Source organism: Myxococcus sp. CA039A (assembly GCF_013336645.1).
Lineage (GTDB): Bacteria > Myxococcota > Myxococcia > Myxococcales > Myxococcaceae > Myxococcus > Myxococcus llanfairpwllgwyngyllgogerychwyrndrobwllllantysiliogogogochensis.
In genome coordinates this window covers 1-24914 of the sequence record NZ_JABUMQ010000159.1, presented here as the reverse complement: position 1 = coordinate 24914, position 24914 = coordinate 1, and the positions used below count along the sequence as shown (strand labels likewise).

Sequence of the window (24914 nt, the reverse complement as noted above, 5' to 3'; positions counted from 1 at the left end):
GGGAAGCTGAGCCTCGGGGCTGGGGCGCCCCAGGTGCCGAAGCTCTACGTGCCTCGCAAGGCGGACATCCTCCCGCCAGCGGGGGAGGGGGCTGGAGCGGCACCCACCATCACCGTCATCAACAACTTCAATCAGGACGGATCGGTGCGGTCCGAGGTGCAGTCCTCGGGCGGACGGGGCGAGTCCGAGAAGCTGGCGCGCGGCTTCGAAGCCGCCTTCATGAAGTTCATCCTCCGGGAGATGCAGCCCGGCGGGCAGCTCCACAACTTCGTCAAGACGCGGCGGTGACGAGCCTTTCTTCTAAAGGCCATTGATGTTCAGCTTTCCCGCGCCACATACACTACTACCGTATCCGTCAACGATGATGAGAAGCTGGATTCCTTTCGTGAGTCCGCGGAGTGTGACGCGGCTCGTTGGGACGCCGTCTGCGCGATCATCGTTGCAGCCGAGCACAATGGCTGTATCTCCTCTTCTTCGGATCTCAAGCACGGTGTCGTACGTCGAGCCTACGGTGGAGAAGGTGTAGTCGCCCGTCACAGGGACTGTCCAGTGATACGACATGTCAGGCGCAGCACCGGAGCCGCATGTCGTGCGCCACTCATTATTGGCGGTGCAGCTGTTGAAGTCTTTGACCGGAGAGCCCAGTGCGCTTCCAATGTGCCCTCCGAACGTTGCCTGGGACACCTCGTTGTCCTCCTCGGTCACCGCATCATCATGAGCTGGCGACTCGGCGGCTGGAGGCTCGGCGTACTCGCCGTCTTCGCCGTCGAGCGCGGGACCACATGCGCCCAACAGCAATGCCCAGCCCGCCGCGTACAGAACTGCCCTTCTCTGGTTTGCCATGACTGCACCTCGGGTACGGGGGTGCCCTTGGCGGTGAGTCTCGGCCAAGAGCGGTCAGGCACATGATGTGGTGCTTGACTGCTCTATGATTGAGTTGGGATGGGGAGGGGGCAATTGTCTGGAATGTCCGGGTCAACCTCTCGTAGAGGACACTCTGGTTCTTGGCAGACGAGAAAGCTGGGCAGCGGCACGACTGTGAGACCACTTACACTCATGGGCATTTGTGAGTCCGAGTCCATGAATGCGACGCGGAGGCGCTCGGGGACTGCCACCAGGGTATAGAATCCCCAACTCCGCTCACCCGGGCGGACGCGCAGCGAAGCAATGCCCCACAGCGGGCTCCGCTGCAATGGCATCAGGACGCTGTGGTGTGGAGAACGCCTATTGAAGCGACCTCTGGCTCCGAGGACACGACTGTCCAAAAGGCCAATCTGACCCGGACGTGTCAGGCAATGGCGGTTGGGCGGGCGGGAACCGACGTTTCGAGCAACCGAGCACTGCATGTGGTGCTCGGTTGCTCCGGCTCGGCTCTCAATGCCGGGGCTTGGTCGAAACTCAAATCGTACACTGGAGCTGCCGTGTTCAAACCTGTTCGCGCCGTGCTGGGTGTGGTGATCGGGCTGTTTGCAGTTGGGGCGTGTGGCCCTGATCCCGAAGGTGAGTCCCCCGAAGGCTTCGCTCCCCAAGATCCAGAGGAAGCAGTGGCAGAGGAGGGGGGCGGCGAGGTGTCGCAGGCTGCGTTCGGTGGGGATCTGGGTAGTGTCGTCAGTCCCAATGTCGCGAGCTACAATACGTGCGGACTCTCTAATCAGTGGCGTCTGAGTTGCAATGTGGGTGGCACGAGTGATATCGCATATATTTGGAAGGCGCCTTCATCCGGGAGATATGTTTTCTCTACGTTGGGGTCGAGCTATGACACTGTTCTAGAGGTCCGAAACTACAAGGACACGTCGCAAATACTCGGTTGCAACGACGATGTTGGTCAGTATGGTCAGTCGAGAATGACACTTGCGAACATCAGCAAGGGGGACATGCTGTTGATCATCGTTGATGGATACAACGGAGCTTGTGGTCCTGGCGTATTGCACATTGGAAGGCCGTGACATCGACTGCCTACATCCGCCGCGCGGTCTCCGGCAGCAGAGGCACCTGCTCCGGCGGCTTCGGCACGGTTGGGCGCCCGTGCCGCCTCGCGATCCAATGGGCTCGGTCTACTCCGCCTGCAGGTCGGCTCCATGCACCCACCCGCGATGCTTCTTGCCTTTCGCCGTTTCCACCTCGTAGCGCACGCCCGCGAGGCCAACGTCCTCGTGTCCAATCACGACAACCGGGACGCCCGGCTTCAGAACTGCAACGGTGTCCTCTGGGAGCCAACGGGCCGCGACGCGCGACATGTGGATGGTGTCCGAGAATTCGGTGTCGGTCAGCACAAGGACCGTCCGTGTCCCGGCGGCGAGATACGTCCGCTCCAGAAAGTAGAGGTCGGAGAACTCGATCTGTGCCTTCCACTCGGATAGCGGGACGTCTGTGCTGGACTCGCTCCATTTCCCTCCGGGGGCGAAGTCTCCTTTCGCTGCGTTGAATGCAGTATCGGTCTTCTCTGAGCTGTAGGCCCCAACCATGATGGCTCCGAACCGAACCGGTCCCAACTCGTAGGCGCGCAGGAGTGCGTGACGGACATTCCCCTCGAGTTCTTCGCGTGAGAGCCCACGCGGGACCACGACCTTCATCATGAGCCGTGGAGTTCCACCGATGTCCAACCGCTGTGTGCTCGCAACGGTATAGCGCGGGACGAAATCAGCCCTGACGCCCAACACATCAGCAGCCCTGGGTGCCGCGGCCTCGGGCTCTTTCGGAGGCGGACTGCTGCATGCGGTGAAGAAGAACAGGAAAACCGCCACGGCCAGTCGAGTCATTGCGCGCCCACCCTTTCGCGGGAAGGGAGGCTACTGGCGCCGGCCCTTACGGTTCAACCGCTCTCCTACTGAAGGAGGCGCGTGAGTCCCCTTGCGCAGGCCTCTTGCCGGGGGGCGGCAGGTGCGGTGCCGGTGAAGGCATGCTCCGCGGGATCGAGGCGAGCGTCCGTTGCCGGTGTCTCCCGTGACCGTTCCGAGAGCAGACCCCGGGGATCCGTGCCGCGATTGCTGTGACGGAAGGTTACATGCTCTAACGATTGTCATGGACACGAAGAGCTCGATCGACTCGGACGCAGGCATAGCTCCAGAGAGTGTACTTTCAGGGGGCGAAGATGAAACCGCCGAGAAGGAAGTCGCTGCACTCCTTGCGGCAGTAGTTCGGAAAGGCATCCAACTCGAGAAGCCCGGTGCGCCGTTCACTGCCGAGATGCTCATCGGCATATCCAATCACTTCGAGCTGGATGTTCCCGAGCATGTGTGGCGGACGGTCACGCTTCTGCGCTCGGAGACGGACAGGGGGTGTGCACTGGTGGGGGGCGCCTTCCTCGAAGAGAGGCTCGGGGAGTTGCTCCGGACGTTCTTCGTCGATGGGTCGAAGGCTACAGCCGCGCTGCTTGATGGTACTGGGGGGCTGTCCACCTTCGCCATGCGAACCAAGGCCTGTGAGGCACTTGGGCTCCTGTCAAAAGAAACATGTCGACGCATAGACATGATCCGCAGCATCCGCAACGCATTCGCGCACATCTCCAAGGACGTCTCGTTCGCGACGCCTCCCATGAGTGATACGGCAAGATCTCTGGCGAGTGACCTTCAGGCAAACCTGGGGCCGAGAACCGCGTTTATTGGGTCGGTCGTGGCCGTCGCTGGCGTGCTGGATCGCGCCATTCTCGCTGCGCAGGCTGCGAAGAGGACGGCGCCATCAGGGATTTCTGGAGCGACAGAAAAGGGAAGGGTGCCGACGGAGGCTGTCCGTCGGCTGGTCGCGGCAACTCAGGGGGGGGCGCCTTCGGAGGGGGAAGAGGGATAGGCGTACCTGCGGCTCAGACGAGCGCGCTAGGCACGCTTCGTGCTTTTCATGCTAGGCATGGACGACTGGAGCAGGCGGGAGGCGCTCGCGAGGCGCCTGGCGGCAGCGGAGAGGGAGATGCAGCGCGCGGTGGCGGGGCGGGATGGCAGTCCGGCCGCGAGGACGCGGTACGCGCGGGCCCGAGCGGCGCATGAGAGGGCAACGCGGGAAGCCGTTGCAGTACTCCGTTCTCTGGACCTCCTGGCCAATGGCTATGGCGCGGGTGGTTCGATGGGGTGACGAACTCAGAGCGACAGTGGCAGCCCTCGCCGGTACCGACGTCTGGCTTGACGGTCTCTATAGCTTCCGGGCGGCGTGGCTCAGGGGAAAGGACTGGTGGAGCAGATGGCCGGCGTTTACAGCCCAGGGCTCACTTTCCGGTCACTCAAGAGCGGCTATCGCTTCGGCTTGGCGGTGCCTTGTTGGTTCACTTGCCGTCGTGGTTGTATAGACTGCTTCGACGCCGATGACGAAGGTATCCGTGCCTTGGCGAAGGGGTGGAATATGCTCCAGCCCGTCCGAAGTGGGGGAACTCAGTCATGTCTAATAACGCTGGATTGGTGCGCAGGCAGGCTACGGCATTCGTCGAGGCGATTTCGAACCTCTCTCCAAAGGAGCGCGAGCAGAATCCATCAGCGCAGTACGCAGATAGATTCAATCAAGTGCTTGCGCTTGCGAAGGAAGCCGAGCCAGGGTTGGACCCTCGGCTGTGGCCAAATCCGGTTGCTCATCGCCAGCTCGAGGACGGGAGCACTGTGGCCGGGGCGCGGTACGTAGAGTTCGAAACCTATGCACGCCAGATCATGGGCAACTTCAAAAAGGGGGTTCTCACCGGCATGGACTGAGTGAGCGCCGAGGTTTAGGCGGACTCGGTCCACTGTCCAGTTGACGATGTGGGCATGGAGCGCTTCCTCTTCACGCCGGACTACGGCGCCCAGCAGCAGACCCAACCGCGCGTCCTGAAAACCCAGTTCGGTGACGGCTACGCCCAGCGCTCGGAGGACGGCATGCGTACGGTCCTCCCTCGCTGGGCCCTCCAGTTCAACGCCCGCCGGAAGAAGGAGGCCGACGCCATCGAGGCCTTTCTCCAGGCCCGGAGGGGCGTGGAGTCCTTCGAGTTCGTCGTGCCGTCCAGTTCCTGGGACGTCACCGGCTTCCCGGTGGGCACCGGGGACGGGGTGCGCACGCAGTACCTCCTCGAGCGGCCCGTGTCTCCGGAGGTGCCCGGCGAGCGGGTGCCGGCGACTGGCTGGACGACACCTCCGCAGGTGTACCGGAACGGGGTGCTCCTCGCGGCCGGCGCCGACTACTCGCTCTCCAGCTCCGGGCTCGTCACCTTCGCCGTGCCCCCGGCCGCGGGCGCGGCGCTCACCTTCACCGGCACGGGCGAGCAGGTGCTGCGCGTCGTCTGCGAGAGCTGGACGTCCACGGTGAAGGGCTTCAACGCTCACGACGTCAGCGCGGAGTTCCAGGAGGTGGCAGGGTGAGCATCGCAGAGGACATCCAGAAGCTGGAGCCAGGCGCCCTGGTTGAGCTCTTCATCCTGGACGCGTCGTCCATCCCCGGGGGTGGCATCAGCCACTTCCACGCGGGGACCAACAGCTTGAACGGGCCTGTGGTGTGGCAGGGCGCCTCGTACCAGCCCTGGCCCGTGCAGGCCCGCGGCTTCGAGAAGTCGGGCACCGGGCGCCTTCCCCGGCCCACCCTCACCATGGCCAACCTCCAGGGCACGCTGGGGGCCCTGGCGCGCGACTGCAACGACCTGCTGGGCGCGCGCGTCATCCGCAAGCGCACCTTCGTCCGCTACCTGGATGCGGTGAACTTCCCTGGCGGCGCCAACCCGACCGCGAGTCCGTCAGAGGGCTTCCCGGACGACGAGTTCGTGGTAGACGCGAAGACGACGGAGAACAAGTACCTCATCGAGTTTACCCTCGCGGCGCGGTGCGACCTGGAGGGCGTCCGCATCCCCCTGCGCGTCATCACCCAGATGTGCGGGTGGCAGTACCGGGGTGAGGGGTGCGGCTACGCTGGCCCTCCCGTGGCCAAGGCCGACGACTCGCCGACGTCCAACCCCTCTGAGGACCGGTGCGGGAAGCGCCTCTCGAGTTGCAAGGCACGCTTCGGGGCTACGGCGGTTTTGCCCTATGGGGGCTTTCCCGGGGTGGGGCTGTTGAGGTGAGCCGCGCCACGGTCAGAGCCCGCGCCTGCGGGAGGGAGAGTCAAAAGAGGTCCGCTCCGGTGCACTGGAGCGGACCTCTTCAATCAATCCGTCGGAGCGCTACTTCTCGACGCTGGTGAGCGCCCCCTTTTCTGCCGGAGGCAGGACGTGCCCAGAGGCAGCTAGTGGGGGAAACTGACGCTCCCACGCCCGCCACACCATCGCGGCCATGAGGAAGAACGCTCCGAGCGCAATCGTCGCGAGGGCATTCGTTGGCGTCAGCGTCTTCAGCGTCTTCAGCAGTGCAATGAGAGTCCTCATCGGCACTTTCCTTTCGGCGTACTACTTGATGCGTTCCACATCGAAAGGAGGCCCTGGCGATCGCGAACGACCGCAGGTGCGCCAAGGCCTCCTGGACTAAGCTCAGTTGCTTCAGCCCATCCCCTTGGCGGTGGGAATGGGGTGTGTGTTTATGTGCGCATGCTTCCTCCTTTGTTGAGTGATCGAATGGAGTACGAAGGATTAATTGACGGTCGTAGTGCGGTTGAAATAGAAATAGGTGTAGATTGAATTGAAGAGTGGGACCGAGACTCCTCGGGAGTCAGTAGAGAGCAACGGGTCCGTAACGAAGTCCATAGCGAATCGACCAATCGACCTACATCAGAGAACGACCGCAGGCGCGCCAAGGCGTTCCTGTTCCCGAGGGGTGCCTGCTTGGCGGCGGGCGCCCCTTGTTTTTTCTTGGCTGTACTCTTCGATCTCGCACGAGACGGACAATCCGTCAACGCGACCGCACACCGGATGGCGTGCAGGTCCGGTGCGAGCGGATCAATACGCGTGTCATCGTAGCTGATCAAGAACAGCACTGACCCCACTAATAGTGCTGGGAAATGTCGCACCTACAGGAAGTTGTGGAGTCGTACGCTCCTGGGTTTCCCTCGTGGAATCTATCGATTTCCGCTCGCAGTGGAATCCGGGCTCAACTCTCTAGCCTAACGACCTTGATGCCGGGCTTTGCGCTCGTGCTGCGCTGGGATGCGGCAGGCGTGGTGGATGGTGTCCGCAAGCCGGGTGGTAATGGCTTGAAAGATGGCCATCCGGGTGGGTCCGCTCGCCCCAATGACGCTGGATTCCGCCCGTGTCACCGTTCGAATTCCCTCGGTCCCTGATCGCTACGGCCCTGGCGCATGCCCAATCTGAGTCGCCCTGCGAGTCGTGCGGCCTCATGGTGCGTGCTGCGGGCGAGCTGGTGTACCGGCCCTGTCGCAACCTCGCCGAGGGCCAAGCCCACTTCCACATGGCGCCTGAGGACTTCGCGCGCGCCGAGGCGGAGGGGGAGGTGGTCGCAGTGGTGCACTCCCACCCCAACGCCTCCCCGGAGCCGAGCGAGGCGGACCGCGTCATGTGCGAGCGGTGGGGCCTGCCCTGGCTCATCGTCAACGTGCCGGTGGGGCACTGGCAGGTACTGCACCCCAGCGGCTACCGGCCGCCCCTGGTGGGCCGGGAGTTCTCCCACGGCGTGCTCGACTGCTTCAGCCTCATCCGCGACTACTACCGCGAGACGCTGGGGCTGGAGCTGCCCGACTTCGAGCGCCCCGACGACTGGTGGGCGAAGGGCGGCAACCTCTACCTGGAGGGCTACGAGAAGGCGGGCTTCGTCGACGTGACGGGCTCGCCGCTGCGCCAGCACGACGTCCTCCTCATGCAACTGCGCGCGAAGGTGCCCAACCACGCGGGCGTGTACCTGGGCGCGGACGTCGTCCTCCACCACCTCCAGGCTTCGCTCTCCAAGAGGGAGACGTACAGCGGCTTCTGGGCAAAGGTGACTCGGAAGGTTGTGCGGCATCACAGCCTATGCTGACGACGGTGGTGCTCGGCGGGCCCCTGGGAGCTCGCTTCGGGCGGGAGTGGAAGCTGGCGTTGGGCGGGCCCTCGCCCGCGGAGGCGGTGCGCGCCCTCTGCGCGGTGTGCGAGGGCTTCGGCCGCTACCTCGCGGAGAACAGCGCGCCCGGCTACCACGTCCTCGTCGGAGAGCGCGACGTCGGCGCCGAGGAGCTGGGCGTCGTCACGGGCGAGACGCGCATCACCATCCTCCCGGCACTGGCCGGCGCGAAGCAGGCGGGAGTCCTTCAGGTGGTGCTGGGGGCGGTGCTCATCGCCGGCGGCGCGGTGCTCTCCGTTTACGACTACGGCGTCGTGGGGGGGCAACTCATCGCCCTGGGCAGCAGCCTCATGGTGGGCGGCGCAGCGCAGCTCCTCTTCAAGCCGCCCTCGGCGACGGGTCCGGCCGAGAAGCCCGACACCCAGCCCTCGTATGTCTTCAATGGCCCCGTCAACACGCTGGCCCAGGGCCACCCGGTGCCCCTCTGCTACGGGGAGATGTTGGTGGGTAGCTGCGTGGTGTCCGCCGGCATCTCCACCGAGTGGAGCGCGGGCGGCGGCTTCGGCGGCTCCACGGGCAGTGGACAGCATGGCCCAGATGGCCAGCCGCCCGGAGGTGGAGGGTGTCCGGCGCCGTGGGTGCCCATCCTCCTCTCGGACGGGCGCGAGGTGCCCGCTGGTGAGGTCCGCGCGGGCGCGTGGGTGCGCACCCAGGATGAGGTGACGCTGACGTGGGGCGACTACCCCGTCTCCCACGTCTCCACCCTGGAGGCGGAGTGCTTGCGTCTGGTGCTGGAGGACGGCCGCGAGCTCGTCGCCACCTACAACCACCGCGTGCGCACGGACACCGCATGGGTGGAGCTGCGCCACCTGGACGCGGGCACGCGTTTGGTGGGCGCGCGTCCCGGCGTGGTGCGCCAAGTAGAGGCGGCTGGGCATGGCCCGGTGGTGCGCATCACCGTGGCGGGCGCGCACACGTACCAGACGGTGGGCTTCCTCTCGCACAACCTCAAGAAAGAGGACCCGGAGGAACCCCATGACATCGAGGCGTGAGCGTGGCGCGCTGCGTGGCGCGGGTGGCGGAAGCGGAGGGAAGGGCGGGGGTGACGCTCAGCGCTCGCCCGTGGAGTCTCCCGACACCTTGAGGTCAGCCGCCCACGCGCGCGTGCTGGACGTGCTGTGTGAGGGGGAGATTGAAGGGCTCGTCGGCGGGCTGAAGGGCATCTACCTGGACGGCGTCCCGGTGCAGAGCCCGAATGGCACGCCCAACTTCCGGGATGTCACCGCGTACGACGTCGCTGGCACTCAGTCTCAGGAATACATCCCCGGCTGGACCGCAGCGGAGGTGGAGCACGCCGTCAATGTCGAGGTGAAGCAGCACCTGCCGGCCATTCGCACCGTTAGTGACCCAGAGGTGGACGCGGTGCGAGTCACCTTGCAGGTGCCGCAGTTGACGTACCAGCACCCGGAGACGGGTGACTTGCAGCCGTCCACCGTCGTCATCGCCATCGATGTGCAGAGCAACGGTGGCGGATGGGTGGAGCAGGACCTGCAGGGCGCCCAAGTCATCCGCGGGAAGTGCACCAGCCCCTACGAGCGGACGTACCGCGTGGAGCTCACCGGCAGCGCGCCGTGGGACATCCGCGTGCGGCGCACCATGTCGGACTCCGACACCATCGCGCTGCAGAACCGCACGCTGTGGAAGTCGTACGCGACGCTGTTGGACGAGAAGCTCAGCTTCCCGAACACCGCGCTCATCGCCCTCGAGGTGTCGGCCCGGCAGTTCGGCAGTGTGCCCACGCGCAGCTACCGGATTCGCGGGCTGAAGGTGCGCATCCCCTCCAACTACAACCCCGCTAAGCGCGAGTACTCGGGCACGTGGGACGGCACCTTCCAGGTGGCGTGGACGGACAACCCGGCGTGGTGCCTGTACGACTTGCTGACGACGAAGCGGTACGGGCTGGGCCGGTACATGAACGAGGCCCACGTGGACAAGTGGGGCCTGTACACCGTGGCCCGCTACTGCGACGAGCTGGTGCCGGACGGCAAGGGCGGCATGGAGCCGCGATTCGCTTGCAATCTCTACCTGCAGACGCAGGCGGAGGCGTACCAGGTGGTGGGCAACCTCGCCTCCATCTTCCGAGGCCTCGTCTACTGGGCCAGCGGCGCGGTGTACGTGGCCCAGGACGCGCCCCGGGATGCCGAGTACCTCTTCACCCCGGCCAACGTGGTGGACGGCCTCTTCACGTACTCAGGCACCTCGCGGCGCGCGCGGCACACCGTCGCGTTGGTGACGTGGAACGACCCGACGAACCAGTACAAGGCCGCCGTTGAACACGTCCCGGACGAAGAGGGGATGCGCGACTACGGCTACAACCCCACGGACGTGGTGGCGCTGGGGTGCACCTCACGCGGCCAGGCGCAGCGGGTGGGCCGGTGGCTGCTGCACACCGAGAGGCTGGAGACGGAGACGGTGGTGTTTCGCACCGGCCTGGAGGGCGCGCTGCGCAACCCCGGTGCGGTGGTGAAGGTGGTGGACCCGACGCGCGCGGGCCGACGCTGGGGCGGCCGGGTGGTGGAGGCCGCCGCGTCGCGCATTGAGCTGGACGCGGACGTCACCCTCGAGGCCGCGCACACGTATACCCTCTCCGCTGTGCTGCCCAACGGCACGGTGGAGGAGCGGCCCCTGGCGCCCCTGCCGGCGGCGCCATACCGCGCCCTCACGCTGGCCGCGCCTTTCACCGCCGCGCCCGCGCCCCAAGCCGTCTGGGTGCTGGCCGCCAACGATTTGGTGCCCACCCTCTGGCGCGTGCTGTCCGTCGCCGAGGTGGAGCCGCACGTCTACGAGGTGACGGCGCTGGCGCACCACCCGGGCAAGTACGCCGCGGTGGAGAACGGCGTGCAGCTCCAGCCCCTGCCCACCTCCGTGCTGCCCTCCTCGTCCCCGCCCGAGGGGCTGGTGGTGGGGGAGGGCCTCTACAAGACGACCAACGGCGGCCTGAAGGTGTCCCTCAATGCCCGGTGGACGCAGCGGCCTGGCGCCGTCGCGTACGTGGTGCGCTGGCGGCTCTCCGAGGGCAATTGGAGCTCCGAGGAGCGCCTGCAGACGCACTATTGGGAACTCTCGGACGTGGCGCCAGGGCCGTACCGCGTGCAGGTGGCGGCCGAGCTGGGCGGCTTCACCACCGCCTTCAGCGAGGCCGCGTACACGGTGCTGGGCAAGGCGGCCCCTCCCTCCGACGTGGCCGGCTTCCAGCACGCCCTCAACGGCAACACCGTCACGTTGAAGTGGGCGGAAATCCCGGACCTGGACCGCGACATGTACGAGTTGCGCCACGCTGGCTCAAGCTGGGAGACGGCGTCCTTCATCACCAAGGTGCGCGCGACGTCGCATGAGTGGGCCCTGCCGGCGCCAGGCGTCAACCAGGTGGTGTGGCTCAAGGCCATCGACACCACCGGCAACTACTCCACCAACGCCGTCAGCCTCACCGTGGTGGCGGCGCCCACGGTGCCGGCCTCCATCACCATGACGGTGTCCTCCACGCCGCCGGCCTAGCGAGTCCCTCATGCGCTCACGCGAGCAGGAAATGCAGGGCGGCATCGTCGAGGACGGAGAGCCGGGCCAGCCGCGCCCGCGCGTCATCAAGCCGAAGTACCTCGACATCCGCTGGACGCACGAGGAGACGCTACCCGCGCACCTGCTGGAAGGCTTCCAGGTGGCCGTCTTCACCGGGGACGACCCGAACAACACGGACAACTACCTCGTGGAGCCCAAGCGCGTGGGGCCGACGGAGCGCCGCGTGGTGGTGACGCTTCGGGTGACGTCCACCACCAGCGCGAAGTGCGCCGTGCAGGCCCTCTACGCCAACGGCAACCAGGGAAGCTGGAGGGTGCTGGGCGGCGCCGTGGTGGCGGACCCGGACACCCTCACCGTGGCGACGCAGACGCTGTCCAACGTGCCCGCCGGCAGCGTCAGCACCGCGCTGCTGAGTCCCGGGGCGGTGACGGCCGGCAAGGTGGCGCCGGGCGCCATCGCCACGCAGCACCTGCTCCTTCCGCCCTCCGACAACCTGGTGCCCAACGGGTACTCAGAGGCCGGCGCAGCCGCCGTCGGGCTCTCTCCGGAGGGGGACTACCTCGTGGAGGAGCCGGCCAACGCTCGCGAGGGACGGTGGTGTCGCCGCGTGCCTCTCAATGGGCTTGGCTACCGCACCTTCACGGCGACGAAGCGCGTCCCGTGCACCGCGGGGGACGAGTTCTACGCGGAGGCGTGGGTGAAGGCGTCCGTGCCGCTCTCCGGCAACTTCGGTGGCGGACTCCTGCTGCTGTGGGCGGACGCCTCGGGCAACTACGCGGGGCAATACACCGGAGTGGAGGTGGCCAACATCTCCACCACGTACCAACGCGTGAAGGTGAAGGGGAAATGCCCACCGGGCTGCACGGGCGTCTTCTTGCACTGGGAGCTCAACGTCAACGCCGCGGACATCGGCAAAGCGGTGTACTTCGACGCCATCAGCCTGCGGCGGCAGGTGACGTTCGACTTGCTGTCGGCCAACACCATGCAGACGCCCAACTACGCGGAGGACGAGCACGGCGTGCCCGTCGCGGGCGCGAAGGTGGACAACGTTGGCACCGCGCTGAAGGTGGCCTCGGGCAACCTCATGGTGGGGCGCTACCCGCTGGAGGCGCTCTTCTATAAGGGGCTCGTGAGTCTCGACGGGCCTGGGCCCGGAAATAGGTGCTTCTACCGGGGCAACAATCAAGGGGCCGCTAGGGGAGGCGCGCCCAACATCGACCGCGTTCGCATCGAGTGCGCGGACAACATCACCACGTCCACCATGTCGTGGACGACGTGGCAGCTCTTCCTCATGCCGCAGGCGCTGGACGACAACTTCGACGCCATGAGGTATGCGCGCGTCGAACTCTGGGTTCGCCAGTTGCACGGCGCCGGCTACCGCCACCAGATTCTCCACGTCGCGCTGACGGACCGGGTGTACCAGGACGCCACCGAGTCCTCGGTGAGCAATGAGGGGCGCGCGTCCTTCAGCTACATGTTTCCGGGGTCCATGGCGGGGCTCTACAACACCAGTTTCACCATGTGGTACCTCCTGCTCTCCGTCGTCAACGCGTACGGGCCCTCAGCGCAGAAGTGGTTCATCCCCGCTGCCGGCCGCAACGCGCCCTTCTCCACTCAGTACAACTCGCCGGTGGGTGGTGGCGTTGACGGCGGCGGTGGTGGCGGCGGCAGCGACGGGAGCGGGTACTGCCCGGCGCCGTGGGAGCCCATCCTCATGGAAGACGGGAGCGAGTTGCCGGCGGAGTTGGTTCGCCCCGGCATGCGCGTCCTCACGCAGCACGAGTCCACCCTGAAACTGGACGCGTACCAGGTGGCTGCCGTGCAGCGGGCCCGCGCGCACCGGCACCGGCTCGCGCTGGAGGACGGGCGCGCCGTCGTGGCTTCCAGTCTCCACCCGCTCTTCGTCGAGGGCACGGGGTGGACGGCGCTCTCCGCGCTGCGCCCGGGGGACATGCTGCTCGGCTCCCGGCCTGGCCGAGTGGTGGGCGTCGAGGCGGTGGGGGAGGGCGACGTTGTGCGCCTCACCGTCCACGGGGCCCGCACCTACAACGTGCAAGGCCTCTACAGCCACAACGCCAAGCCTCGCGAGTAGCCGGCCGCACGCGCCAGCCAGGAGCAGCCCATGTCACTGACGTCCGCAGAGGTGTACCAGCGAAACGCTGTCGAGTCCCGCAAGCGCGACGTGTCCTGCATGCTGGCCCGCGTGCGCGGAGAGCTCGACGCCGTAGGCGCGTCCGCGCGGCACTTCGCGGCCGTCGGCCAGGGACTTCACGTGCGCCGCGCCGAACTGGAGGGCGAGCTGCATGCGCTGGCGGCCAGTGGCGTGGCCGGGCTCACCGACGACTGGGGCAAATACAGCGCGCTCGAGCTGTCGGCCCAGGAGGAGCGGTACCCCGCGAAGGCGCTCACGTACGACTGGCTGGTGGTGCATCCAACAGCCACCTTCCTGGAAACGGCTGGAGAGCTGGAGCGCCTCATGCTGGAGGCTCGCACCGCGGCGGGCCGGCCCTGGCTGCTGTGGCGCGCTGACGGGCTGCTGCGCGAGTGGCAGGCCAACGCCGTCGCGCGCGGCCTCGTCGCCCCCAACACGTGGGAGGCGTTCCGCGACTACCTCCTCGTCATCGGTAAGGACGCTGCCCTCGGGGGCATGTTGTGAAAGGCGCTGCCCAGTTGGAGCGCCAAGTCTTGGACACGCCTACCTCACAGGGTTTGGCTCGAATTGGCGTTCTTTCAGGGCGTTCAAATATGTCATGACTGAGGGTGTGATGAAGCAATGCCTGTCGGTACGTGGGAGCGGACGCTTCCGGTCAGAACCTCGAGAGGGGGGCCCGAGCCGGCGCAGTGGCAGCCGTGCCGGTTCTGCGGGAAGCCAGCGCATGCAACGGCGGAGGCCCCTGGGTGGAATGTGGGAGACCCCGAGAAGCTGGGCAGCAACATCCTCAGAGGCGCTGAGCCTGAGTCGCATCCCTGGTACACGGGCCGCCGCTCCATCGCGGCCCACCACCTCATCTGCTCGGAGTCCATGGCAGACGATGAGGACTGGAGTCGGTACTGCTGGCTGTTCGGGTACGACATCAACAAAGCGGAGAACGGCGTCTTCCTCCCGATGAAGATGGCGGTCGCGTGCGAACTGCACGTGCCTGTCCATCGTGGTCCGCACTCCAACGGCTGGGCCTTCGACCTGAACATGGCCTACCCCTCTGCGGTGGTGGCCAAGCTGGAGAAGCTCGCTGAGTCCGTGGAGGCGGGCGCGTACTGCGGGAAGCCCGCTCGTCTGGTTGAAAAGCTGGACCGCACGAGCAAGGACATCCTCGACAAGCTGTCGAGAGGCTCATGGACGATTACTGCGGATGGCCTCGACTACCTGCCCGGCGGGAAAGGATGCGGAGGCGTTCGGAGCATCTCGGACAAGCCAGTTCGGGCATGTCCCAATGGACGGCGCCACGGAGTGCGCCATGGGACCACGAAGAAGCCTCTCTCTCGCCGCCCGCTTCAGGTGGGGGCGTAGGCGATGCAGCGGGACTACTTCGTTCTCCTACGGGCTCGCTCCCAGCAGCATCCGATATTCGCGTGGGACCAGTCCGCCTCGGCATTTCGAAAGGGACGGCCGGTGGACGCATCGGTTCCCGTGAAGCTGCGCCTGGGGGAGCCGGTGCCGTCGTCGCCGGCCATGGTGGACCACCACAGCCTGCCTGCCCCGGTGGTGTCGCCGCGGCTGAAGGGAGTGCTTGATGCGGCGGAGCTGCGGGGCGTCCAGTTCGTGCCCGCCGATGTCCAGGTCGGCGACTCGGCGCTGCGCTACTGGCTGGTCCACATGTGGAGGCGCCTCGCCTGTGTGGACCGGCAGCGCTCTCGGCTCACCGTCGACCCGGATGACGGGGAGGTGATGGGCATCGACAGCCTAGTGCTCGACGAGGCGGTGCTTCGAGATGTGCCCCTCGAAGAGCGGCTTGCCTTCAGGCTGGAGGAGTCGGTGGTGCACCTCTTCCACCGCTCCGTGGTGGACCGGGTGCAGTCGATGACCCCGCAGCCGGAGGGGCTCCGGTTCATCCCGGTGGAGGAGTGGAACGACTCGTCGGCGTTTCGATGATGGCGTGCTGACGTTGTGCCCCCGGTACGTGCGGACCTGCGCATGAAGCAGGTCCGCACTGTAGGAGACGCAATCCGCATCACCAGCGCCGCGCTCGCTTCTCGTCCTCCGACGCGCCCATCAGGACGCCGATGGTCAGGCCCACCACCCCTCCGATCAGGATGCCTCCCGGTCCGAAGGGAGCGAACGCCAGGAGTGTGGCTCCAATGCCCCCTCCGGCGACCGCTCCTTTGACGGCCCCCTGGTGCTGGGCTGGGACCGGCAGCGGAACGCCTGCGGCGTTAATCCGCACGATCTGCCCCGAGGAGGTGTTCTGCCGAACCAACTGACCACCACTACGCTTCGCGATCTTCGCCACGTGAGTTACCATTCGTAGGAGGCGCCAATACGCGAAATGCGGATATGGATGGCCACCAGGAATACTATTCTATTCGAGGCGGGTTTTCTCGTCAACGCGACGAATTCAGGAAATCTAGACGCGCTGCGTTGTCGGAGGTTGAATTGCAGCAAGCCCATATTGAAGAAAAACAGGTATTTGGGATGGTGCTTGGGCAAGTGATTGCCCGACTACGAGATCAACGAGGGTTTACTCAGGGGCAGCTCGCCGTACATCTCGGCATATCGCAGCCGGTGATGTCGCGAATCGAAGCAGGGAAGGTGCAGCCCGATGCCTACCTCTTCGGGCAACTCGCGGCTGCTCTGGGAACGACAGTGCCGGCTCTGACTGCTCACGTGCAGGAAGCGATGACCCGTACGGCGCGGGCCGCTGAGGCTGCCACAGCAACGACGGCGCAAACCCCCGCTCACGCGTGGAACCATGCAGTTGCCGTGGCTGGAGTAATTGGGCTCATTGGAATCATCGGGTTCGCGGTTGCTGCGGCGCTGAGCACCGACAACGAACCGCCGAAGCCGAGTGGCCCGAAGGCCCAGTGAGCCGCGTCCTCAGGGAGGGCGCTGCTTGCATCAGGCCGCAGCTGCGGCGGGCGCGCTGGGGTCACCAGCCCTGAGCGCGTGGAGTCGCTCTACGAGGTCCAGCGCGCCCCGCGCGCCGAGTGATGCGACCGCCCCGCGCTCCGCCTTGCGGTAGCTCTCGCGGGCCCAGGCCAACAGCGTCTCGGCCTCCGGACTGCCGTCCATTCTGGAGACGGCAGCTAGGTACCATGCCTCTGCTTCCTCCAGGCGCTGTGCGAGCGACTCCACCAGCTTCGTGTCCATGCTGGTGCGCGGGAGAGCACAGAGCGTGCCGTGCGTCGGACGTTGTCCTCGTCCGCGCCGAGCATCCGACGGCATGTCCCCGGCCGCTCAGCGCAGCAGCATCCGCGAAGACCTCGCCCGCGTCGGCGAGAAGTGCGAGGCCATTGGCGAGCGCGCCGACAGTGCGGTGCGCGCGGCCCAGCAGTACGCCATGGACTTGCACCGCCTCATGGAGAGCGTCCGCGAGGACATCCGCGGCGTCGGCGAGCGGATGGCCACGGCCGAGCAGGTGCGCCGCCTCGAGGAGAAGGTGGGCCAGATGGACGAGCGTCTGGCCGACGTGGACCGGCGGGTGACCGAGCACAAACCCGTCGTCGAGGCCATGCCCAAGCTGGCGGACCAAGTGGTGGCGCTCCAGAAGCGGGTCGACGAGCACGACACCCTGATGAAGGGCGTGCCCGACATGGCCAAGCGCATGACGGACGGTGAGCACCGGGCCTCGCGAATGAGCGGGGCCCTGTGGGTGGTGGGCGCCCTCGTTGCCTTGCTGGGTATGGCTGGGCTGCGCGAGCTCGCGGCCTGGTTCGTCCGGGTTGGTCCGCCCGCCGTGCACTTCGAGGAGCCGGCAGTTCCGCTCCGGAGGCGGAAGTGAATGCGGGCTCACAGCCTGCCACTTCGCCTCGTCTTGCTCTCAACCCGTCGCTCTAACCGCAGCATTCCGGAGCCTGAAATGTCCCCGAAGCTCACTCGTGACGAACTGCTCGCCCGCTTCGGTGAGCGGCTGGCTGAAGAGAAGCAGCGCGCAAAGAACGTGGACAACCTCCGCGAGAGCGTGGCCATCACCCTCCGCCACTTCATCCACCCCGAGGGCTACGCCGATGCCTTCGAGTTGATGAAGCTCGCGGCGGAGGCGGTGGGGGACTCCCTGACGCCGGGCGGCATCTGGGAGCACGGGGCCAAGGGAGAGCTGTGGCTGGGGCGTGCGGCCGCGTTCCGCGTCGCCCTGGCCCGCGCGGAGAGCCCGTGGCCGACGGACCCGCGACGGCCTGGGCACTTGGGCTTCACGGCCTACAACAATGTGGCCGGGCCCCACGGCGCGTGGAAGACGCCCAATGGGCGCGACGTCCCGGGCTGGGATGAGATTGGACCGCTGATGCAGGCCCGGTGGGTGGCAGCGGCGGACGCGGAGAGGGACGAGGCGCTCGAGCGGGCGGCGTCCCGGGCGGCGGGAGAACTCCGGGCCGCGGGCATTGGCGACATCGATGCGCTCGCGCGCGTGCAGGGAGCCATCCTCCAACAGCTCTCCCTCGTGGCGAGGGCTGTCGACGCCGGCTCGAAGGACTGATGCGCCGCCACTCCTGGAGCCCTCTCACAGGAGTTCCCAGTCCTCTCGCGAACACTGCCGTCGCCCGCTCAGCGCTTCCTCCACTCCTGGAGTCCCTCCATGTCCCAGCGCAACGCCTTCCTCGTCACCGTCCTCTCGCAGATGCACGCGCCCTACCGGTGGTGCGGCAAGGGTGAGCGCGACAGCACCACCGGCCAGCGCGTCTTCGACTGCTCAGGGCTCGTTACCTGGGCCTTCCATGAGGTGGGTGGGCCGGACTGGCGCGCCGACACCAACACCGACGCGCTGTGGACGCGGTGTACCCCCGTGCCGGAAGTGGAGCTGCTTCCCGGCGACCTGGTGCTGTACCACCGCAAGGGCGACCCCACCGACGCGGAGCACGTCATGGTGCACGTGGGCGGAGGCGTGGTGGTGGGCGCCTCCGGAGGAGGGAGCACGACGCTCACCCTGGCCGACGCCGCCAAGGCCAAGGCGTACGTGAAGACGTTCTCCAGTCTCGACTCCCGCGCACGGCGCATGGGCATCCGGCGCCTGCCGTTCCGGCCGTGAGCAGCATGACCTGGCACGCGGCGCTCGCTTTCACCCCCGCAGTCCTCTCGCAGTCGCAAGGAGTTCCCTCATGAAGAAGCTGTTCCCCCTCGCCGCCCTCGCGGCCGTCTTCACCTCGCCCACGGCGCTGGCGGAGGCGACCACCAGCCCGCCCGAGCCCTCGCTGTCGTCTGTTGTCTCATCCATCCTCGTCAGCGTGGTGCCGGTGCTGGCGACCGCGCTGGCCGCTCTCATTGTCTCGGGGCTCACCGGGCTCACGAGGAAGTTCCAAGCCCAGGCCGGGGAGTCGAAGCTCGCGCTCGTCGCGGCCCGCGTCAGCATGCTGGCCGAGGGCATCGTCCGGGACATCGAAGTCACCATGAAGCCGAAGCTCGAGGCTGCGGCGGCGGACGGTGAGCTGACCCCGGCCGAGTTCCAGCAGCTCAAGGATGAAGCGCTGCAACGGTTGTTGAAGTCCCTGGGCGACCGTGGCCTCGCGGAGCTGCAGCAGGTGCTCCAGCTCACGGCGGGCAGCGTCGGTTCGTTCCTGAGTGGCCTCATCGAAGCCGCCCTCGACAAGATGAAGGCGGACCGCGGGGGTTCCACCGTGGATGACGTGATGACGGCCGCGCTGTCGCTCGGCGCCATTGGCAGCACGGCCGCGGTCGCCCCGGCGGTGGCGGCGGTCCCTCAGACGCCCCGCGGCTCGTAGTCGCTGCGGGGCTCTCCCGTGTCCTCGCGGACGTGCCGGTGAGGCAGGGCTACCTGGAGGCGCAGGCCGGCGTCTCCAGTCTCACCGGGACCTACGCGCGTCTTGAGGCAGGCGCGCGACTACGGGCCAACCTGGGCCTGTTCGGCTTCGCAGAGGCAAACGCACGCGAACGGATGGCGGGGGTTGGTGCCCGCTGGACGTTCGGCTGGTGATGTACTGCCCCCATTTGATTCGCATGAGACGGGTGGGGGCAGTATGGCTGGGGCGTCCGTGCCTTGGAATGTCGGTGTAATAAATGAAATGATGATTTTGAAGACGAGCGCCCGGAGGAGCTTGCGGGCCGCTTTCACTCTACGCTTGCTGCTTTTCAGTGACTCATTTGGGTTATTCATGAGCCGGCTGTAGCGAGCGGATCTTTTTGTCTTACATCGCTTCGCCATCCCGTCTTGGAATGCTATTTTTTGGCATTTCCACGTCTCACGGTGTGCTGGAGCGCCGACTTCGGAAGCCCAAAGTCAAGGCGCCCGCCTCCTGTTGGTGAGGGCACCGGGGCCCGGCATCGCATGTGCAGTGCGCTTGAAGTCGCAGTCCTACCCGAAGCGCAACGAGCCCCTGCACGTGAAGCCCTACTACGAGAAGGCCACCACGAAGCTGTTCCACGCCGACTGCCGAGACGTGGTGCTGAACCCGCTTGCCGGTACCGGGGTGTTGCTGGTGAACGCGCAGCAGCTCGGCTTGGCGCGTAGTGGGCGTGGCTCTTGAGGAGCGCTACTGCGAGGCCGCTGCCCGGAGGCTTGAAGAAGCGGGACGCGACGGAGCGACGAAGGCCGCTTGATGGCGAGCGCGCCGACTTCAGGACATGGGCCGACCCTTCAATAGTACTCCGCGCAGGCGGCCCAGTTGGCCATGTAGCACACCCCCTTGTGGATGCGCTGGCACTTCCCCGGCTCCGATGATTTCACCTCCACCCAGCACTTCGGGCGCCTCTCTAGGTCGGTGGCAAAGTCGCTGCTTGGCCATGAATCGATGGCTTGCCCCTCCACGGTGCGGCCTCGAAGCACAACAACGGCCACTGCCGCCCCGGCAAGGAGGACAGCAACTGCAATCGCGACCACCGCCATCCGATTCATGACGCCTCCCAGGGAGGCAGCAAGACTACAGCGGTTCGGCGGACGGTGGTCGCTTCGGATGGGGCCGTTCGTCGAGCCAGCCTTCACCGCGAAGTAGCCGCGGCCCTGGTACTCAGCAAAGGGCACGAGGCGTCCTCCTTCGCGGTACATCACATTGTCGCTGCACAACGCTGCGCGCTGCTTGATTTCCACCTCGCCTCAGAAATCGCACGCGAAGGGGCTTACGGCGCCGCCGTGAGGCTCCCGTCCTCTCGGATGCGGAAGTGGATCCCGCCACGTCCCTCGCCTGAGACGGAGATGGCGTAGGTGCGGCCCGCCTCCAGCGGTAGGGCGGGTTGCACCTCCTCGAAGCCGTCGGGCACCACCCCGTACACGAGGCGTGCGGGACCTGGCCCTCCCAACGAGCCACGGGCGCGGATGGTCCACACCGGAGTCCCGTCCACGTGGCTGATGCGGACGGCGTCGTATCTCGGGGCGCCCTCGGGCCGGGAGGGCTCGCGAATGACGAAGGCGGGGGAGGGGAGGGACTCCTCGGAGGATGCGAGCTGCACAAGGAGCGGCGGCTCACAGGCTCCGGTGACGGCCGCCACAAGCAGCGCCGAGAGGAAGAGAAGGCGTCGGTGGAGGGACATGGCTACGGCGCCCCCTGGCCCGCACGCACTTCGCGGAGCGCCGCGACCTCGTCGTCGGTGAGGCTTCTACGCACGGGCTCGATGCCCAGGAGCGTCTGGACCGCGCTGATGGCCCGCCCGCCCATGACGAGGGTGGCGTCCAGCGGTGTCTGCACAGCCTTGACGAGTCCGGCCCCGAGCTGAGTGAAGCCTTCGCGGAACCGGCCGGTGAAGATGTTCCCCAGGCCGCCGAGGACAGTCCGTACCGACTCCACGGTGTTGCGCAGCGTGCCGACCGTGGCCTCCACGGCGCCCGTCACGAGGCCGCCCACGCCATCGGCAACGCGCCGGACAACCTCGCCGATGGCGGACCCGATGCGGCTGAAGAAGCCCTTCTGCGCGGCCTTGGGGGCGGGCTGCTCCTCAGTCCCCGCAGACGGCTTGAGCTCTGCTGCGGGAGTTGTCTCCGGCGCGAGGCTGGTGCGCGCGAGCGCCGAGCTGTTCTCCGTGGACGACTTGGTGGGTGTCAGCGCGCGCGTCGGGAAGGACTCGATGACGTTGCCGGTGCTGGTGGTGCTGCGTGGCTGCGCGGCCTTGGGTGCTAGGCCGACGTCTGGCGCTGGCTCAGCGCCCAACAGCGAAAGGACTCGTGACTGGATGGATTGCATGGAGTCTCCGGGTGGAAGGCCCGCTTCGACTGCAAGGGGCGTTCTCCATGCCGACGGAGGGGGCTGCGCATGACGGGCGAGGACGGCGCGGCTGCGGCGGTCTGGGGCGGGAGACGTCAGAATCCGCAGAGGTGGACGTTGCCGGAGCCGTAGCTCTGGCGGGCGCTGAGGCCTGGGCGGGGCGACCGACCTGAAATGCGAAGAGCCGGGCAGCGGCAGAGGCGCCCGCGCCCAGCTCTTCAAGGCCATACCCGGGACCGGCTAGCCCCGGGCGATACTGCCAGCCCGCTCGGACTCTACCGGCCGCGGACTCGAGGGCCAAGTAGCTTTCCGTCAGGCGCCAGTAGGTAGGCCAAGCTCTTGTGCAGTATCGGGAACGTCTCGGGGGTCGGGCAGTTGTCCGGGTTGTACCCGACAATGACGTAGCGCCAATCCCGGGAGCGGGTTTCGTAGATGGTCACTCCGATGGCCTGGGGAGTGTATTGGCACACCGCGCCCCCCTCCTTCACCGGGAATAGGAGCCGCTGCGCATCCTCCTGGATTCGACCCAGCGCCTTTGCCTCGGCCGCCGTGAGGCTCGCCACCTTCTGTGACCCCTCGGGTTTCGATTCGGGCACTTGGTCAGGGGAAACGGGCTTCGGGCCCGACGTCGCACAGCCACCCAACAGCACAGCAAACAGGAACAGTTTCCGCATGTTTTCGTTTCCTATTTCAACGCGTGAGCTGCTCCCAACCCTAACAATGTGTGGCGCATCACGGGCGCGAGGGAGCTGCTCTTGAGGTCGTCGACGCGTATGGGCGGTGAGCGCGATGGTTGGCGTGCATTCCGCTGCGGAATTCAGAATCCGCAGGTGTGGACGTTGCCCGAGGGGTAGTACTGGCAGGCGTTGGGATTGCTGCACAGCGACCGGCACTGCCCGCCTGCGGGCATGGAGCAGGTGCCGCAGAAGCAGGCCGTCACGTGACCGGCGGACGTCACGAAGGTGGAGCACAACGCCGTTGAGGAGCCGGTGCTCGCCGCGCAGTTCTCCGCCATGAGGATTCCGAGGCTGGTGGCACACGTGAAGTGCGTGCCGGGCTTGGTAGTGCTGGTTCCGTCCGCCGCCGCGCAGACGCCGTCGGCGTCGATGCTGCCGCATCGGCAGGCCCCGGTGCCCTGGGCATCCACCGTCTTGCACTGGCCCGCGCCGCACGGCAGCGCGACGACACCGGCCTGGGCGTCGCAGCGCACCCAGGTGTCGCCCGCGCAGTGCCCATACTCGCTGACGCCCTGGCACGGGCCACCGAGGCGGATGCAGCTCTCCGCGGCCACGTCGGGCACGTAGCCCGGGTTGCAGCCACAGGTGTCCGCCGCGGCGGAGCAAGTGGAGTTGGACGGGCAGGTGCCGCACGTCCCTCCACAGCCGTCCGGACCGCACACCTTGCCCTGGCACTGGGGCACGCAGATGCAGGCCCCACCAGCCGTGCAGGTGGCGCCGGTTCGGCAGGTGCCACACGTGCCGCCGCACCCGTCTGACCCGCACTGTCGCCCGTCGCAGCGGGGGACGCACACGCAGCGCCCGTCAGAGCAGGCTTGGTCGGCACCGCAAGTGCCGCAGGTGCCACCGCAGCCGTCGGTACCGCACTGCCTGCCGGAACAGCTCGGCGTGCACGGGAGTGGCGGAGGACCTCCGTCGAGCTGCGGGCTGCCCCCTCCATCCCGAGGAGGGGGGCCAGCGTCGTCGCTGGAGGATGCTCCGCCGTCCGGCAGGGGCGTCCCGCCGTCCCGTGGTGCGGACGGGCGGGGGCGCTTGTCGGGTTCGTCCTCAGTGGGGCTACATGCGACAAGGAGGAGCACGAGCGCGAGAGTGAAGGGGGCGCTCCGGCGGGTGGTGGTCATGGACGGGGCCTTTCGCGGCCGGTCCAGGGGCGTGGCGAGGGACCGAGCACATTTGTGCCCGGTCCTGAGCACGCGGCATGCCCAGGCATCGTCACCGCATTCCGGTCGGGTGCGCGGCAGTCGTTGGCCTTGGCGTGAGGCAGGGCTACCTGGAGGCGCAGGCCGGCGTCTCCTCGCTGTCGGGCTGGTACGCGCAGGCGGAGGGCGGCTACAGGCCTCTCGCCAACCTGGGCCTGTTCGGCTTCAGGGAGGCCAACGCCCGCGAGCGGATGACCGGAGTCGGAGTTCGCTGGACGTTCGGCCCGTAGCGTTGTGGACCCGCTTCGATGTGCTGGGGACGCTAGGTCCCGAAAGCGTGTTTCGCAGCCCTTGGTCATGTGAGGCACTAGGGCACGAACGGAGGCACCCAGCAGGCTCCCGTGTTGCACGGAGCGCGAGGATCTCATTCCCCTTGTCTGTTGAGCCGTGCCGGGTGCCGCACCGGCACGGTGCTCCACTCTGCATGAGCAACGGCTCCCTGATAACAACAGACGTACACGTCCCGTTCAGGGGCCTGGTGCGAGCCGTGTAGCCCCCACCTCAGTAAGGCCCGCCTGGGCAATCCGCCATTAGTGCTGATTTGCGATAAATAGTCTTCTGGCCGTAGGAGGTGTATCTGCCGCAGTCGCACGCCTCAATGCCTACCTCGTTTATGAAGAATGGATCAGAGTAATAGCCATAACCCCAATGGCCGAAGCAGATGTCAGGGTTGGTGGCGCCGCCGTCGCTCCCAGCATCGTCGCTTCCGGCATCCTCTTCGGAGCCAGCATCGTCGTCGGAACCGCCAGCATCGTCGTCGGAACCGCCAGCATCGTCGTCGGAACCGCCAGCATCGTCGTCGGAACTGCCAGCATCGTCGTCGGAACCTCCATCCTCGGCGCCTATAGCATTTCTGTTAGTCCGGTCGCTGGCAGTAGGATGCGTAGATTTGCCGGGGATGTGTTCTTGATTGCCGTCGCCGCAGCTTGCCAACATGAAGGCGAGCCCAACTGTTATTGCTAGATTCAAAGGTTGTCCCACTGCCTGTCTCCTTCGTGGCCTGTTTCGCGGCTATTTAGCATATTCCGGTCTTTAGGCGGTTGAAATTGACCGGCTCGACACGGCAAGCGCGGAACACCTGACCGTGCCTCTCGCGCTCGGCGCGCGCCCGTGCGGCGCGGAGCTCGGCGGCGTGCCCCTTGCCCGCGGGTGGCACGGGAGGGCACCTTTCCAGGAGCAGCCGGTACCGCCAGCATGAAGGTGTTTGGCTCATGGGTGGGCGTCCTCCGGGCGGGCAT

At 66.7% G+C, this 24914-nt stretch carries 30 protein-coding genes; 19 read left to right on the top strand and 11 right to left on the bottom strand.

The window, feature by feature from the left end:
• On the top strand, positions 1–288 hold a 288-nt coding region (locus HR086_RS25355; RefSeq protein WP_217441946.1), incomplete at its 5' end, for a hypothetical protein.
• A 12-nt stretch (positions 289–300) separates the two neighbouring features.
• Here HR086_RS25355 and HR086_RS25350 read toward each other — a convergent pair.
• A complete protein-coding gene (locus HR086_RS25350) occupies positions 301–843 on the bottom strand; it encodes a hypothetical protein (RefSeq protein WP_174466903.1) in 543 nt (180 codons plus the stop codon).
• Positions 844–2054: 1211 nt separating this feature from the next.
• Complete coding sequence (locus HR086_RS25345) at positions 2055–2759, bottom strand: hypothetical protein (RefSeq protein WP_174466902.1); 705 nt, start codon at positions 2757–2759, stop codon at positions 2055–2057.
• A gap of 262 nt (positions 2760–3021) precedes the next feature.
• Here HR086_RS25345 and HR086_RS25340 point away from each other — a divergent pair, with 262 nt between their 5' ends.
• The 4 genes from HR086_RS25340 to HR086_RS25325 all read left to right on the top strand — a co-directional run bounded on the left by HR086_RS25340 (position 3022) and on the right by HR086_RS25325 (position 6004).
• Positions 3022–3786, top strand: coding sequence for a hypothetical protein (locus HR086_RS25340; RefSeq protein WP_174466901.1), 765 nt, complete (start codon positions 3022–3024; stop codon positions 3784–3786).
• Between the two features lie 578 nt (positions 3787–4364).
• Positions 4365–4670, top strand: a complete 306-nt coding sequence (locus tag HR086_RS25335; protein WP_174466900.1) for a hypothetical protein — start codon at positions 4365–4367, stop codon at positions 4668–4670.
• A 54-nt stretch (positions 4671–4724) separates the two neighbouring features.
• The gene (locus HR086_RS25330) at positions 4725–5312 is read left to right on the top strand and encodes a phage tail protein (RefSeq protein WP_174466899.1); all 588 of its coding nucleotides are present in this window, start codon (positions 4725–4727) and stop codon (positions 5310–5312) included.
• Positions 5309–6004 carry a phage minor tail protein L gene (locus HR086_RS25325; RefSeq protein WP_174466898.1) on the top strand — a complete coding sequence of 232 codons (696 nt, stop codon included), beginning with the start codon at positions 5309–5311 and terminating at the stop codon, positions 6002–6004. Before HR086_RS25330 ends, HR086_RS25325 begins: the two co-directional genes overlap by 4 nt.
• A 99-nt stretch (positions 6005–6103) precedes the next feature.
• On the opposite strand, the gene HR086_RS25320 is transcribed toward HR086_RS25325, so the two are convergent.
• Positions 6104–6304, bottom strand: a complete 201-nt coding sequence (locus HR086_RS25320; protein WP_174466897.1) for a hypothetical protein — start codon at positions 6302–6304, stop codon at positions 6104–6106.
• 817 nt (positions 6305–7121) lie between these two features.
• Here HR086_RS25320 and HR086_RS25315 point away from each other — a divergent pair.
• The 7 genes from HR086_RS25315 to HR086_RS25285 all read left to right on the top strand — a co-directional run bounded on the left by HR086_RS25315 (position 7122) and on the right by HR086_RS25285 (position 15531).
• Complete coding sequence (locus tag HR086_RS25315) at positions 7122–7844, top strand: C40 family peptidase (protein WP_174466896.1); 723 nt, start codon at positions 7122–7124, stop codon at positions 7842–7844.
• On the top strand, positions 7838–8917 hold the full coding sequence (locus HR086_RS25310; RefSeq protein WP_174466895.1) for a hypothetical protein: 1080 nt from the start codon (positions 7838–7840) through the stop codon (positions 8915–8917). Before HR086_RS25315 ends, HR086_RS25310 begins: the two co-directional genes overlap by 7 nt.
• Positions 8901–11420: a host specificity protein J gene (locus tag HR086_RS25305; protein WP_174466894.1), complete on the top strand. Its 2520-nt coding sequence runs from the start codon at positions 8901–8903 to the stop codon at positions 11418–11420. The genes HR086_RS25310 and HR086_RS25305 overlap by 17 nt, the downstream gene beginning before the upstream one ends.
• Positions 11421–11430: 10 nt before the next feature.
• Positions 11431–13533, top strand: a complete 2103-nt coding sequence (locus HR086_RS25300) for a Hint domain-containing protein (protein ID WP_174466893.1) — start codon at positions 11431–11433, stop codon at positions 13531–13533.
• Between the two features lie 30 nt (positions 13534–13563).
• Positions 13564–14097 (top strand): hypothetical protein, encoded by a 534-nt coding sequence (locus tag HR086_RS25295; protein WP_174466892.1) that lies wholly within the window; start codon positions 13564–13566, stop codon positions 14095–14097.
• Between the two features lie 249 nt (positions 14098–14346).
• Positions 14347–14949 carry an AHH domain-containing protein gene (locus tag HR086_RS25290; RefSeq protein ID WP_373564358.1) on the top strand — a complete coding sequence of 201 codons (603 nt, stop codon included), beginning with the start codon at positions 14347–14349 and terminating at the stop codon, positions 14947–14949.
• A gap of 102 nt (positions 14950–15051) precedes the next feature.
• Complete coding sequence (locus HR086_RS25285) at positions 15052–15531, top strand: imm11 family protein (RefSeq protein ID WP_373564357.1); 480 nt, start codon at positions 15052–15054, stop codon at positions 15529–15531.
• 79 nt (positions 15532–15610) lie between these two features.
• Here HR086_RS25285 and HR086_RS25280 read toward each other — a convergent pair whose 3' ends face one another.
• Complete coding sequence (locus HR086_RS25280) at positions 15611–15889, bottom strand: hypothetical protein (RefSeq protein ID WP_174466889.1); 279 nt, start codon at positions 15887–15889, stop codon at positions 15611–15613.
• 44 nt (positions 15890–15933) lie between these two features.
• On the opposite strand from HR086_RS25280, the gene HR086_RS25275 reads away from it, so the two are divergent.
• Positions 15934–16464: a helix-turn-helix domain-containing protein gene (locus HR086_RS25275; RefSeq protein ID WP_174466888.1), complete on the top strand. Its 531-nt coding sequence runs from the start codon at positions 15934–15936 to the stop codon at positions 16462–16464.
• 30 nt (positions 16465–16494) lie between these two features.
• Here the strand turns inward: HR086_RS25275 and HR086_RS25270 are convergent, their stop codons facing one another.
• Entirely contained in the window at positions 16495–16746 is a 252-nt protein-coding gene (locus tag HR086_RS25270) for a hypothetical protein (RefSeq protein WP_174466887.1), read from the bottom strand.
• A 73-nt stretch (positions 16747–16819) separates the two neighbouring features.
• Between HR086_RS25270 and HR086_RS25265 the strand changes: the two genes are divergently transcribed.
• The 5 genes from HR086_RS25265 (at position 16820) to HR086_RS25245 (ending at position 20072) form a co-directional block, all read left to right on the top strand.
• Positions 16820–17377 (top strand): hypothetical protein, encoded by a 558-nt coding sequence (locus tag HR086_RS25265; RefSeq protein ID WP_174466886.1) that lies wholly within the window; start codon positions 16820–16822, stop codon positions 17375–17377.
• A gap of 78 nt (positions 17378–17455) precedes the next feature.
• Positions 17456–18070 (top strand): hypothetical protein, encoded by a 615-nt coding sequence (locus HR086_RS25260; RefSeq protein WP_174466885.1) that lies wholly within the window; start codon positions 17456–17458, stop codon positions 18068–18070.
• Between the two features lie 99 nt (positions 18071–18169).
• Positions 18170–18619 carry an NlpC/P60 family protein gene (locus HR086_RS25255; protein WP_174466884.1) on the top strand — a complete coding sequence of 150 codons (450 nt, stop codon included), beginning with the start codon at positions 18170–18172 and terminating at the stop codon, positions 18617–18619.
• 70 nt (positions 18620–18689) lie between these two features.
• Complete coding sequence (locus tag HR086_RS25250; protein ID WP_174466883.1) at positions 18690–19310, top strand: hypothetical protein; 621 nt, start codon at positions 18690–18692, stop codon at positions 19308–19310.
• A gap of 576 nt (positions 19311–19886) precedes the next feature.
• On the top strand, positions 19887–20072 hold the full coding sequence (locus tag HR086_RS25245; protein ID WP_174466882.1) for a hypothetical protein: 186 nt from the start codon (positions 19887–19889) through the stop codon (positions 20070–20072).
• Positions 20073–20182: 110 nt separating this feature from the next.
• Here HR086_RS25245 and HR086_RS25240 read toward each other — a convergent pair whose 3' ends face one another.
• From HR086_RS25240 to HR086_RS25220, 5 genes are all read right to left on the bottom strand, one after another.
• On the bottom strand, positions 20183–20632 hold the full coding sequence (locus HR086_RS25240; protein ID WP_174466881.1) for a hypothetical protein: 450 nt from the start codon (positions 20630–20632) through the stop codon (positions 20183–20185).
• Between the two features lie 29 nt (positions 20633–20661).
• Positions 20662–21072, bottom strand: coding sequence for a hypothetical protein (locus HR086_RS25235; protein ID WP_174466880.1), 411 nt, complete (start codon positions 21070–21072; stop codon positions 20662–20664).
• A gap of 2 nt (positions 21073–21074) precedes the next feature.
• A complete protein-coding gene (locus HR086_RS25230; protein ID WP_174466879.1) occupies positions 21075–21719 on the bottom strand; it encodes a hypothetical protein in 645 nt (214 codons plus the stop codon).
• 296 nt (positions 21720–22015) lie between these two features.
• Complete coding sequence (locus HR086_RS25225; protein WP_174466878.1) at positions 22016–22414, bottom strand: hypothetical protein; 399 nt, start codon at positions 22412–22414, stop codon at positions 22016–22018.
• Positions 22415–22557: 143 nt separating this feature from the next.
• On the bottom strand, positions 22558–23160 hold the full coding sequence (locus HR086_RS25220) for a hypothetical protein (RefSeq protein ID WP_174466877.1): 603 nt from the start codon (positions 23158–23160) through the stop codon (positions 22558–22560).
• A 572-nt stretch (positions 23161–23732) separates the two neighbouring features.
• Here HR086_RS25220 and HR086_RS25215 point away from each other — a divergent pair.
• The gene (locus tag HR086_RS25215; protein WP_373564356.1) at positions 23733–23906 is read left to right on the top strand and encodes a hypothetical protein; all 174 of its coding nucleotides are present in this window, start codon (positions 23733–23735) and stop codon (positions 23904–23906) included.
• Positions 23907–24177: 271 nt separating this feature from the next.
• Here the strand turns inward: HR086_RS25215 and HR086_RS25210 are convergent, their stop codons facing one another.
• Positions 24178–24657 (bottom strand): hypothetical protein, encoded by a 480-nt coding sequence (locus tag HR086_RS25210; RefSeq protein ID WP_174466875.1) that lies wholly within the window; start codon positions 24655–24657, stop codon positions 24178–24180.
• Positions 24658–24914: the final 257 nt, after the last annotated feature.

Coding starts and splice junctions, on each gene's coding strand:
- HR086_RS25350 (WP_174466903.1), bottom strand. CDS start 843: ATGGCAAACCAGAGAAGGGCAGTTCTGTACGCGGCGGGCTGGGCATTG.
- HR086_RS25345 (WP_174466902.1), bottom strand. CDS start 2,759: ATGACTCGACTGGCCGTGGCGGTTTTCCTGTTCTTCTTCACCGCATGC.
- HR086_RS25340 (WP_174466901.1), top strand. CDS start 3,022: ATGGACACGAAGAGCTCGATCGACTCGGACGCAGGCATAGCTCCAGAG.
- HR086_RS25335 (WP_174466900.1), top strand. CDS start 4,365: ATGTCTAATAACGCTGGATTGGTGCGCAGGCAGGCTACGGCATTCGTC.
- HR086_RS25330 (WP_174466899.1), top strand. CDS start 4,725: ATGGAGCGCTTCCTCTTCACGCCGGACTACGGCGCCCAGCAGCAGACC.
- HR086_RS25320 (WP_174466897.1), bottom strand. CDS start 6,304: ATGAGGACTCTCATTGCACTGCTGAAGACGCTGAAGACGCTGACGCCA.
- HR086_RS25310 (WP_174466895.1), top strand. CDS start 7,838: ATGCTGACGACGGTGGTGCTCGGCGGGCCCCTGGGAGCTCGCTTCGGG.
- HR086_RS25305 (WP_174466894.1), top strand. CDS start 8,901: ATGACATCGAGGCGTGAGCGTGGCGCGCTGCGTGGCGCGGGTGGCGGA.
- HR086_RS25300 (WP_174466893.1), top strand. CDS start 11,431: ATGCGCTCACGCGAGCAGGAAATGCAGGGCGGCATCGTCGAGGACGGA.
- HR086_RS25295 (WP_174466892.1), top strand. CDS start 13,564: ATGTCACTGACGTCCGCAGAGGTGTACCAGCGAAACGCTGTCGAGTCC.
- HR086_RS25275 (WP_174466888.1), top strand. CDS start 15,934: ATGGATGGCCACCAGGAATACTATTCTATTCGAGGCGGGTTTTCTCGT.
- HR086_RS25270 (WP_174466887.1), bottom strand. CDS start 16,746: ATGGACACGAAGCTGGTGGAGTCGCTCGCACAGCGCCTGGAGGAAGCA.
- HR086_RS25265 (WP_174466886.1), top strand. CDS start 16,820: ATGTCCCCGGCCGCTCAGCGCAGCAGCATCCGCGAAGACCTCGCCCGC.
- HR086_RS25260 (WP_174466885.1), top strand. CDS start 17,456: ATGTCCCCGAAGCTCACTCGTGACGAACTGCTCGCCCGCTTCGGTGAG.
- HR086_RS25255 (WP_174466884.1), top strand. CDS start 18,170: ATGTCCCAGCGCAACGCCTTCCTCGTCACCGTCCTCTCGCAGATGCAC.
- HR086_RS25250 (WP_174466883.1), top strand. CDS start 18,690: ATGAAGAAGCTGTTCCCCCTCGCCGCCCTCGCGGCCGTCTTCACCTCG.
- HR086_RS25235 (WP_174466880.1), bottom strand. CDS start 21,072: ATGTCCCTCCACCGACGCCTTCTCTTCCTCTCGGCGCTGCTTGTGGCG.
- HR086_RS25230 (WP_174466879.1), bottom strand. CDS start 21,719: ATGCAATCCATCCAGTCACGAGTCCTTTCGCTGTTGGGCGCTGAGCCA.
- HR086_RS25225 (WP_174466878.1), bottom strand. CDS start 22,414: ATGCGGAAACTGTTCCTGTTTGCTGTGCTGTTGGGTGGCTGTGCGACG.